This window comes from Novosphingobium marinum (assembly GCF_013408095.1).
GTDB lineage: Bacteria > Pseudomonadota > Alphaproteobacteria > Sphingomonadales > Sphingomonadaceae > Novosphingobium > Novosphingobium marinum.
In genome coordinates, this window is sequence record NZ_JACBZF010000013.1 from 20,240 (window position 1) to 29,809 (window position 9,570).

9 protein-coding genes are annotated in these 9,570 nt (G+C 63.6%); 8 read left to right on the forward strand and 1 reads right to left on the reverse strand.

Annotation, left to right across the window (positions count from 1 at the left end; translation table 11 throughout):
* The first annotated feature begins 108 nt into the window (after window positions 1–108).
* The 7 genes from FHS75_RS17210 (at window position 109) to FHS75_RS17240 (ending at window position 7,492) form a co-directional block, all read left to right on the forward strand.
* Entirely contained in the window at window positions 109–792 is a 684-nt protein-coding gene (locus FHS75_RS17210) for a haloacid dehalogenase type II (protein WP_179408884.1), read from the forward strand.
* A gap of 208 nt (window positions 793–1,000) precedes the next feature.
* Window positions 1,001–1,855: a GNAT family N-acetyltransferase gene (locus FHS75_RS17215; protein WP_179408885.1), complete on the forward strand. Its 855-nt coding sequence runs from the start codon at window positions 1,001–1,003 to the stop codon at window positions 1,853–1,855.
* Window positions 1,855–3,309: an NAD-dependent succinate-semialdehyde dehydrogenase gene (locus FHS75_RS17220; protein WP_179408886.1), complete on the forward strand. Its 1,455-nt coding sequence runs from the start codon at window positions 1,855–1,857 to the stop codon at window positions 3,307–3,309. Before FHS75_RS17215 ends, FHS75_RS17220 begins: the two co-directional genes overlap by 1 nt.
* Window positions 3,310–3,322: 13 nt before the next feature.
* Window positions 3,323–4,390 carry a tartrate dehydrogenase gene (locus tag FHS75_RS17225; protein WP_179408887.1) on the forward strand — a complete coding sequence of 356 codons (1,068 nt, stop codon included), beginning with the start codon at window positions 3,323–3,325 and terminating at the stop codon, window positions 4,388–4,390.
* A gap of 17 nt (window positions 4,391–4,407) precedes the next feature.
* A complete protein-coding gene (locus tag FHS75_RS17230) occupies window positions 4,408–5,589 on the forward strand; it encodes a DSD1 family PLP-dependent enzyme (RefSeq protein ID WP_179408888.1) in 1,182 nt (393 codons plus the stop codon).
* Between the two features lie 2 nt (window positions 5,590–5,591).
* A complete protein-coding gene (locus FHS75_RS17235) occupies window positions 5,592–5,987 on the forward strand; it encodes a RidA family protein (RefSeq protein WP_179408889.1) in 396 nt (131 codons plus the stop codon).
* A complete protein-coding gene (locus FHS75_RS17240) occupies window positions 5,984–7,492 on the forward strand; it encodes an aldehyde dehydrogenase family protein (protein WP_179408890.1) in 1,509 nt (502 codons plus the stop codon). Before FHS75_RS17235 ends, FHS75_RS17240 begins: the two co-directional genes overlap by 4 nt.
* 44 nt (window positions 7,493–7,536) lie before the next feature.
* Here the strand turns inward: FHS75_RS17240 and FHS75_RS17245 are convergent, their stop codons facing one another.
* The gene (locus tag FHS75_RS17245) at window positions 7,537–8,859 is read right to left on the reverse strand and encodes an NAD(P)/FAD-dependent oxidoreductase (protein WP_179408891.1); all 1,323 of its coding nucleotides are present in this window, start codon (window positions 8,857–8,859) and stop codon (window positions 7,537–7,539) included.
* Window positions 8,860–9,037: 178 nt separating this feature from the next.
* Between FHS75_RS17245 and FHS75_RS18220 the strand changes: the two genes are divergently transcribed.
* Window positions 9,038–9,481, forward strand: a complete 444-nt coding sequence (locus FHS75_RS18220) for an aminotransferase class III-fold pyridoxal phosphate-dependent enzyme (RefSeq protein ID WP_229735731.1) — start codon at window positions 9,038–9,040, stop codon at window positions 9,479–9,481.
* The last annotated feature ends 89 nt before the right edge of the window (window positions 9,482–9,570 follow it).

Below are 9,570 nucleotides of genomic sequence, written 5' to 3' on the forward strand. Positions count from 1 at the left end.
GGAGAAACGACGATCGGTCAATCGGTACCGACTTGCGCAACCGGAGTGGTCATATCGAACCGTTCTCGTGGCCGGAACGATCAGGGTTATTCAACCGGGAGTGAGGGTATGACGATCAGAGACGGCCATATTTTCCGGCCGAAATACATCAGCTTCGATTGCTATGGCACGCTCATTCGCTTTCGCATGTCCGAGATGGCGCGCGAATTCTTTGGAGACAGGCTGCCGGAACAGCACATGGATCGCATGTGCGAGGATTTCGCTCAATTCCGCTTCGACGAGACGCTGGACGCCTGGAAGCCCTATCGCGAACTGCTGCGCAACGCGGTTCGCCGGACGGCCGAAAAGTGGAAGGTCGAGTATCGCGAGCGAGACGCCGACGCGGTTTACGAGACCGTTCCGACCTGGGGGCCGCATCCCGACGTACCCGGCGGCCTCGCGAAAATCGCCGACAAAATCCCGCTGGTCATCCTGTCCAATGCCATGAACGAACAGATCGGCAGCAACGTCGAGAAGCTCGGGGCGCCGTTTCACCGGGTCTACACCGCAGAAAGCGCGCAGGCGTACAAGCCGCGGATGCAGGCGTTCGAGTACATGTTCGACAAGCTTGGCTGCGGCCCCGAGGAGATGATGCACGTTTCCTCCAGCTTCCGCTACGATCAGAATACCGCCACCGACCTTCGGTTCGGGTGTCGCGTATTCGTGGCGCGGGGACACGAACCGTCGAACGCCAACTATCGAGACGTCGAGATACCGCACATCGGGTGCCTACCTGCGCTCGTGGGCCTCTGAAGGATGATTGCCTCCCGCACCCTTTTGGCCGGCGTGAAGGCGACAGGATGTCTGCGGGAGCATCGGCGAAGGAAGCGAAAAGCGCGCGATATTGTGTCAAAACCATCGGCAAACCGGCAAATCATGCCGGACCTTGCAATCTAGGAGCGACGCAGGCCGGTCGTGCGTTCTGCCCTGTGTGTACCGCTTCAGCTCGGAAGAAATCGTCATGGCGACTATTACGGAAGCAAAGATTGCCCTGCGCGACATGACCTCGGTCGATCTCGAAGGCGCGATCGAATTGTCGCAGGAGCACTCGTGGCCGCATCGGCACGAGGATTGGGAGCTGTATTGGGAGCTTGGCGAGGGATTGGTGGCCACCGCCAACGACAGGATCGTGGGCACCATCATGGCATGGCGATATGGTAACGACTTCGCCTCGCTGGGCATGGTGATCGTCAAGGAGGGGCTCGACAGGAACGCGATCGCGGGGCGTCTCATGGAAGCGATGATGGAACGTCTCGACGGGCGCAGTGTACTCCTGAACGCGACCCAGATCGGCCTGCCGCTATATGCCTCGCTTGGCTTCGTTCCGTGCGGTGTGATCCACCAGCATGAGGGGCCGGCGCCTTCCGTTCCCCTGCCCGAACTGCAACCTCTCGAACGCGTACGGCCGATGGGCCAGGCCGACGAGGCGCTTGCCGAGATGTACAGCAGGGCAAACGGGATGGACCGAGGCTACCTGTTCGATGCCCTTGCGCGCGACGGGAAGACGGTGGTGCTATCGCGCGATCACGAACCTGTCGGTTTCGCCATGTCGCGTCCGTTCGGCCGGGGCCGGTCGATCGCGCCGATCGTCGCTCCGGACCTGGAGGGAGCGAAGGTGCTCGTCAGCCACTGGATGGGCACACGCGCAGGCCGTTTCTGCCGGATCGATGTCGTTGAAGGGCTCGGTCTTTCCCGGTGGCTAGAAACGATGGGACTGCCCAAATACGACAGCATGACCACGATGGTCCGGGGCGCACCTCCGCAGCTTTCGGACGCGCCGCGCATATTCGGGATCGCGACGCAGGCTTTCTGCTGATGCTGAAGGTCGCGGACCGAACTCTGCTGCACGAAGCGGCGCTCATTGACGGTGAGTGGTTCGCAGCCGGATCGAACGCTTTCCCCGTGGACGATCCCGCATCGGGTGATCCCCTCGGCAGTGTTCCCGCGTGCGGAAAGGCGGAAACGCAAAGGGCGATCGAGGCCGCGAAGGCCGCCTGGCCTGCATGGCGTTCACTGACCGCTCACTACCGCGCTGCGCTGCTCGAAACGTGGCACAGGCTCGTGCTGGAAAATGCGGAAGACCTGGCTCGGATCATGACCGCCGAGCAAGGCAAGCCGATTGCCGAAGCTGCAGGTGAAATTCGCTATGCGGCAAGCTTCATCAAGTGGTTCGCGGAAGAAGGCCGGCGGATCGGCGCACGCAACGTCGCGTCTCCGGAAACTGACCGCCGGATCCTTGTCCTGACCGAACCTGTCGGCATCTCGGCGGCGATCACACCGTGGAACTTTCCTGCCGCCATGATCACCCGAAAATGCGCTCCGGCGCTTGCTGCGGGTTGCCCGGTGATCGTGAAGCCATCGGAGATGACGCCGTTCACCGCCCTGGCGCTTGCCGACCTGGCGCTGCGCGCGGGAATACCTTCCGGGGTCTTCCACGTGCTGACCGGGATACCGCAGGAAATCGGTGAAACGATCACTTCCAGCCCCGACGTTCGCAAACTGTCCTTCACCGGCTCCACGCGCGTCGGATCGCTGCTGATGCGCCAGTGCGCCGACACCATCAAACGCCTGAGTCTGGAACTCGGAGGCAATGCGCCGCTCATAGTCTTCGACGATGCCGACCTGGAACTGGCAGCAAATGCTGCGATGGCAAGCAAGTTCCGTAACGCCGGGCAGACTTGCGTTTGCGCCAATCGCATCCTCGTGCATTCCGCTGTTTTCGAAGACTTCGCGGAGCTTCTTGGAAAACGCGTTGCGGCGCTTGTCGTGGCGCCGGGGGACGATCCTGATGCCACTGTCGGCCCGCTCATCAACGATGCCGCCGTGGAAAAAGTACACGCGCACGTGGCAGACGCGCTGGATCGCGGGGGCAAGGTCATCGCGCGTGGCAGCGGGCGCGAGGATGCACGCTTCGTACGCCCCCTCGTCATTGCCGACGCGCATCGCGACATGCGTCTGGCCAACGAGGAAACCTTCGGGCCCGTCGCACCCCTGTTCCGCTTCGAAACCGAGGAGGAGGCGATAGTGCTTGCCAACGATACGCCCTACGGCCTCGCCAGCTATTTCTATACCCGCGACCTCTCGCGCAGCTTCAGGGTCGCCGAAGCCCTCGAGGCGGGAATGGTCGCGCTCAACACCGGATCGATCTCTATGGAAATGGCACCGTTCGGCGGAATGAAGCAATCGGGCCTCGGTCGCGAGGGCGGCACCATGGGGATCGAGGAGTACCTGGAGGTGAAGGCTTTCCACATCGGCGGACTGAACAGTTGAGGCAGATGGCGTGATGTCGAACCGCACCTATCGGATCGCAGTCATCGCCGGGGACGGCATCGGCAAGGTGATGCCCGAGGGCGTTCGGGCGCTGGAGGCGGCGGCGCGGTCGCACGGTTTCGGCCTTGAACTCGACTGGCACGATTTCGCCAGCGCCGATTACTATGTTCGCCACGGCCGGATGATGCCCGAAGACTGGAAGGAAAAGGTCGGCACTGCCGACGCTATATTCTTCGGAGCGGTCGGATGGCCCGAAGTCGTCCCGGACCACATCTCACTTTGGGAATCGCTCCTGCAGTTCCGTCGCGAATACGATCAATACGTAAATCTTCGCCCGGTTCGCCTTATGCCCGGCGTGCCCTGCCCGCTGGCCGGTCGCCAGCCGGGAGACATCGATTTCTGGGTAGTCAGGGAGAATACCGAGGGCGAATACAGCGCCGTCGGAGGCCACATGTTCCCGGGCACCGAGCGAGAGGTCGTAATCCAGGAAACGGTGATGACGCGTCACGGCGTCGACCGCATCGTGCGGTTTGCCTTCGATCTGGCGATGAAGAGGGAAAGGCGCCACGTTACCAGCGCCACCAAGTCGAACGGGATAGCGATCACCATGCCGTTCTGGGACGGCAGGGTCGATGCTATCGCGCAGGAATACCCCGACGTGACGCGGGACAAGTACCACATAGACATCCTGACCGCCCAGTTCGTGCTCAATCCGCAGCGCTTCGATGTCGTCGTCGCCTCCAACCTGTTCGGCGACATCCTGTCCGACCTCGGTCCGGCATGCGCGGGCACGATCGGCATCGCACCGTCGGGAAACATCAATCCCGAACGCGCGCATCCCTCACTATTCGAACCGGTCCACGGTTCGGCGCCGGATATTGCGGGCCAGGGTATCGCGAACCCCGTGGGACAGATCTGGTCCGGAGCCATGATGCTGGAGCACCTGGGCGAGGCGGAGGCCGCTGCCGCGATCATGTCGGCGGTAGAGGATGTTCTGCAGACGCCCGCCGGTCGCACCCGCGATCTGAAAGGTTCGGCCGACACCGTCTCGTGCGGCAAGGCCGTCGCCGCGTCCCTGTGACGGTCCCGGATGTTGCGATGAGCCAGGTCCTGCACGCACCTTCCGCCGGACCGCGCACTTTGCCCAGCCTGTCGACGCTGCCGACCCCTGCGCTCGTGCTCGACAGGGACCGTATGGATCGTAACGTCGCGCGGCTTTCGGCGATCGCCGCGAGACACGACGTGATCCTTCGCCCGCATCTCAAGACGGCCAAATCGGTGGAGGCGGCGCGTCGAATTTTCCCGGACGGGCCGGGCCCCATTACCGTGTCGACGCTCGCCGAAGCCGAGTATTTTGCGCGCGAGGGTGGATATCGGGATATCACCTACGCCGTAGGGCTCGATCCTGCAAAGGTGCCCCGCGCTCTTGCGATCGCCGCATCTGGCGTCGATCTGAAGGTCACGCTCGATAGCGTCGCGCAGGCCGAAGCGCTGGGCAAGGCGGCCCGGGACGCGCCTGCCGTGTGCGCGGCATTCATCGAGATTGACTGTGACGGACATCGTGGCGGTCTGTCGCCCGGCGATCCCCTGCTGATCGTAACGGCGAGCGAATTGGCGGCCGGAGGCGTGCCGCTGGCAGGCGTGCTTACCCATGCAGGCGATTCGTACGGTCTAAGCGATCCCGACGCGCTGGCCGCCGCCGCGGAAGGAGAACGCATTGCCGCCCTGTCTGCCGCACAGGCTTTGCGGACCGCCGGATTCGAATGCCCCATCATCAGCGTCGGATCGACGCCGACTGCCCATTTTGCTCGAAATCTCGACGGCATCACCGAAGTGCGCGCGGGCGTTTTCATGTTTTTCGACCTGGTTATGGCCGGTATCGGCGTCTGCGACATCGACGACCTGGCGCTGACGGTCCTTACCACCGTCATTGGCCGCAAGGCGGAGAAGGACTGGATCCTGGTTGATGCGGGCTGGATGGCCCTGTCGCGCGACCGCGGCACCGCGAGGCAGGACGTCGATCAGGGCTACGGCCTCGTATGCGACCTTCATGGCAGGGTGATCCCCGATCTGATCGTCGACCAGGCCAACCAGGAGCACGGCATCGTCACGATGCGGGCGGGTAGCGCGCGCGCCTTGCCCGATCTCCCGATCGGGACGCGGCTGCGCATCCTTCCAAACCATGCCTGCGCGACCGGAGCACAGCATGACGCCTATCGCGTGGTGGAGGGCGATGGAGACATGGTCATCGCCACGTGGTCACGTATGCGCGGCTGGTAGGGATGGACAGGCCTCGCCCCATCTCCGTTCCCGGTGCTCCGGCTCCCGCCGGTCACTACTCTGCGGGCATGGCGCATGGAGGACTACTGTATGTTTCTGGCCAGCTTGGCGGCCGTCCCGATGGCTCCCACACGTTTGCGGAGCCCTTCGAAGTCCAGGCCGGTGCTGCGATCGACAACATGCTTCGAGTGCTGCGAGCCGAAGGACTGGGGCCGGCCGACCTGGTCAAGGTCACCGTCTATCTCGCAGGCGTGGAGTACTGGCCGCGATTGAACGCCGTCTATGCCGAGAAGCTTGGAAAGGCGAAGCCTGCGCGGGCTGTCGTCCCGGTTCCAGAGCTTCATCACGGCTACCTTGTCGAGATCGAGGCCATTGCCGCTCTCGGAGAGAATTCATGAAGCCCGACGGCGCAGCTTCAAACCCGGGGGGATCGATCGCTCCGACGGACCCCGTTGCCCGGCTGGCCGATGGCGGGCACCTGCAACGCCTCTTCATCGGCGGAGAATGGCGAACGCCCGTTCGCGGGCACGAGATTCCGGTCATCAACCCCGCAACCGAGGATCGGATCGCCACCGTCGCACTCGGCACCCGCGAGGATCTCGATGCCGCGGTCGAGGCCGCCCGTACGGCATTTCCCTCCTGGTCGACCAAGCCCCGCTCAGAACGGAAGGACGTGCTTGACCGGATTCACCGGCTGATCCTCGAGCGAAGCGACCTTTTCGCAACCGCGATTTCGCTCGAGATGGGTTGCGCGATAACCGCTGCCCGTACGGCGCAGGTTCCCTTCGCGGCAGAGCATGTCCGCGTGGCTGCTGAAATCCTTGCGGACTTCCCCTTCGTGGAGATGCGCGGAAGTACTGCGGTTGTGCATGAAGCGGTCGGTGTCTGCGGGCTCATCACTCCGTGGAACTGGCCGCTATACCAGGTCACGGCAAAGGTTGCTCCGGCACTCGCGGCCGGGTGCACGGTCGTGCTCAAACCCAGCGAGCTTTCACCGCTCAGCGCGCTGCTTTTCGCCGAAGTCATGCAGGATGCAGGCGTCCCCGCCGGCGTTTTCAACCTGGTGAGCGGAACCGGCCCCGAGGTCGGCGAGGCCCTGTCGCTGCACCGGGACGTCGACATGATCTCGCTGACCGGTTCGACCCGTGCGGGCATCCTTGTCAGCAAGGCGGCTGCGGACACGGTCAAGCGCGTGGCGCTGGAACTTGGCGGGAAGTCTCCGAACGTGGTGCTTCCCGATGCGGACTTGGCAAAGGCAATCGCGCCCGGCGTCGCGGCGTGCATGCGCAACGTGGGGCAATCATGCAGTGCGCCGACCCGCATGATCGTCCCTCGGCGCTTCCTGGCCGAGGTTGAACGACTGGCCGAGGCGGCGGTCAGGGAAATGATCGTCGGCGACCCGCTCGACGAGGCAACGACGCATGGAAGCATCGCCAATGCCGCGCAGTTCGCGCGCGTGCAGGAGATGATCTCGAAGGGGATCGCGGAAGGAGCGAAGCTGGTTTGCGGCGGCCCCGGCCGTCCGGAGGGACTGGATACAGGGCTCTACGCCCGGCCGACCGTCTTCTCGGAGGTCAGTTCCGGCATGGCGATCGCACAGGAGGAAATCTTCGGTCCGGTACTGTGCCTGATCCCCTACGACACCGTGGACGAGGCCGTCGATATCGCGAACGACACCATCTACGGGCTTGGCGCGCACGTGCAGGGAACGGACCTCGAAGGCGCACGTGCGGTCGCCGCGCGCATTCGCAGCGGGCAAGTGCACCTGAACTATCCGGCCTGGGATCCCCACGCGCCGTTCGGGGGCTTCAAGAGTTCCGGCAACGGTCGCGAGTTCGGTATCGAGGGGCTGAAGGAATTCCTCGAGACGAAGGCGATCCTGGGGTATCAGCCGACCAACTGAGGCCGCGCCTGGACTGGGTTGCGGCCACGGTTTGAAGGCCGGCCTCAAAGCCTCCCCACTTCGACCTTCGACCCGTCGACCAGCCGGCGAAGGGCGAAATGGGTCAGGTCGATGTCGGGCGTTTCGCCGCCGATCATCTGCGATAGGAGGTAGCCGATCCCCGGCCCGACCCCGAACCCGTGTCCTGAACAGCCCGCAGCCAGGAAAAGACCCGATATCGAGTCGATGGGCGAGACCACTGGAACCGCGTCGGGCGTGCAATCGACGAAGGCCCCCCATGCGTGATCGATCTCCATGTCCCTGAGCTGCGGAAAGGTGCTGCGCACGTTTTCCGCGATCGCCCCGAGCAGCCGCTTCATCGGCGGAGGATCGAGCACCCTGTTCGAGGTGAATATCCCGGGATCGTCCGAGAACATTGCCGTCATCGAGTCCGGCCCGTCGAAGAACGAGTCCCCTACCCCGACCTGGACGGCTTTCAGCCGTTGCACGAACTGGGGCATGAATTCACGCGCGAAGCGGATGCCCTTGGGGGTCAGCTCGAGCCGCGCCCGCCCGCTGATCGCCAGCGTATAGCTACCGTCGAGCCGGCGGGTCATCGCAAAGTCCGGTGAATACAGGACCTCGCCGACGTCCGCGACGGGTTTTGTGCGCACGGCCGTTTGCCGGACGCTCGCCTGCGGAAAGGTTACGCCGTGCGGACGAAGGAAACGCGACGCCCACGCTCCGGCTGCGCAGACAACCGCATCCGTGCGTATCGGCCCAAGTTCCGTTTCGACGCCAGCTATCCGGCCATTTGCGCTATCGAGCCCGTAGACCGCGCAGTTCTGGTGGATGCTCGCGCCCAGCGCGCGGGCACCCTCGGCCAGCACCGGCGCCGCCAGTGAAGGCTCCGCCTTGCCGTCCGTCGGAGAGCGAAGCCCCCCCACCCATTTTCGTTGCGTTTCGGGAACGAGACGAGCCGCTTCGGCAGAAGACAGCATGTATGTCTCGACACCGAATTCTTCCGCTACCGGCCGCCATGCGGCCCAGCCATCGAGCATCGCTTCGTCGTCGGTCGCATAGACGAGGCCCGACCGACGAAAGCCGAGATCCTGGCCGATCTCTTCCGCCAGTCCATCCCACAGGCGCATGGAGAGCAGCGAGAGCGGCATTTCGCGCCTGTCGCGGTTTTGTTGCCTGCACCAACCCCATGTCCGGCTCGACTGCTCGCAGGCGATGTAGCCCTTTTCCAGCAGGGCGACCGACAGGCCCCGCCTTGCCAGATAATATGCCGCCGAAGTGCCCACGATCCCCCCGCCGATCACCACGACATCGACCGCCCCGGGAATGGTTTCATCGCTCTGGACGCGCTTGACTACGGGGCTCATTCAGGATCACCTCGTGAGGATTGAAGGAAAAATACCGGCGGCTTTGCGAGATGCTCATGACATCGGCACACTGGTACAATGCGCCGAATTGCCGGGCGTTTGCAGCACAACCGGCTTCATGGGGGATGCCCCGGCCAGTCGGCACGATATGCCGTGAAATAGTGAAGTTGAGGACGAAGTGACGTTATCCGTCGGGAATTTCTGCTGCACAAGCAAGGAAGCCGACTATCCTGACAACATGGAAAATGCGCTCCATCGCCCGCATGAGCCGGTAACGAACCGCTCGCTTTCAGATATGGACAGGGACCACCTGATCCACCCCGTCACATCGTTCAGAGGGCACGAAGCGCACGGCGTCCGCATTCTCGAAAGCGGCGAGGGCATGTGGCTTACCGATATCGACGGCCGCCGCATGATCGACGCTTTCGCGGGGCTCTGGTGCGTGAACGTCGGCTATGGTCACGAAAGCATCGTGGAAGTAGCGGCCGAGCAGATGCGGCGCCTGCCGTACGCCACGGGCTATTTCCATTTCGGGTCCGAACCGGCGATCAGGCTCGCCGAGGAATTGACCTCGCTGGCCCCGGATGGCCTCGACCACGTTTTCTTCACGCTGGGCGGGTGAGCTTCCCCCTTCTGGGTGGTCCAGATTCTGTTTTAGGATTTGGACTGAAGGAGGAATGGAATGGCACGGAAGCACAAGCCGGAAGAGAT